Raw genomic sequence first — 1,089 nt, forward strand, 5'->3', positions numbered from 1 at the left:
GGCGAGCCCCCGCTGGTCGACGGCGCGGTGCTCTCCTTGCAGGGCCCGGCCGACCCGGACCGGGACGTCGGCGTGCTCCCCGCCGGATCCCCCGACGCCAGTGCCCGGCTCCATGTGGTCGCCGGGCCGGATGCCGGTGGTGTGCATCTGCTGCACGGCGGGCGCATCGACATCGGCCGCTCCGCCCATGCGGACGTCCCGCTGGACGACCCGGACGTCTCCCGGCTGCACTGCGCCGTCACGGTCACCGACGAGGGCCGCGTCACCGTCGCCGACCTGGGCTCCACGAACGGCACCACGCTCGACGGCACCACCGTCCTGGACCACCCCGTCCCGTTCCCCTCCGGGTCCCTCCTGCGCGTCGGCGAATCCACCCTGGGCCTCCGCGTCCCCACCGCCGCCCCCGACCTCTCCACCGCCACCCTCCCGGCCACCCCCGACGGCGAAGGCCACCTCCGCGTCACCCCGGGCGCCTTCGCCCGCGACGATCATTGGCCGGATAACACCCCCGCCGAAACCCCCGACCCAGGCACCCCGGCCCGCGGCACTCATGTCCCTCCGGGAGTCACCGCCACCGCCCCGACCGTGCACGGCACGGGCTTCGGCCAGACCGGCTCCGCCGCGCCCCGCGGCACACAGGGCCAGGGCTTCGGCCCCGGCGGCCCGCTGCCCGCGTACGGGCCGGGCTCCGGCCCGTCGACCGGGTACGGGCCGGGCGGCTCCGACGCGGCTGGGGCGCCGGCCGGGGGTACGTACGGCTCGCACGGGCAGGGGCCCGGCGCGGCCGGATACAGCCGGACACCGGGCGGACCCGGTGCCCAGGCGGGCGCGTACGAGCAGGGGCCCGTGGAAAACGGCACGGCTGGTTACAGCCAGGGGTCCGGCACAGGCGGCGCAGCCGGTTACGGACAAGGGCCGGGCTCGGCTACCGGCGGGGCCCAGGCCGCACATGGGCGCGGGCAGAGGCCCGGCGCAAGCGGAACGGCCGGCTACGGCCAGGCGCCCGGCGGAGCCACCGGCACGCCCGGAGTGCAGGCCGCAGGCGCGTACGGGCAGGGGCCCGGCCCCCGGGTTGCGGGCACATACGGA

At 78.0% G+C, this 1,089-nt stretch carries 1 protein-coding gene; it reads left to right on the forward strand.

What is annotated here, in order from left to right; all coding sequences use genetic code 11:
* On the forward strand, positions 1–1,089 hold a 1,089-nt coding region (locus tag ACFU99_RS44415; RefSeq protein WP_384404587.1), incomplete at both ends, for an FHA domain-containing protein.

This window comes from Streptomyces sp. NPDC057654 (assembly GCF_042800135.1).
Lineage (GTDB): Bacteria > Actinomycetota > Actinomycetes > Streptomycetales > Streptomycetaceae > Streptomyces.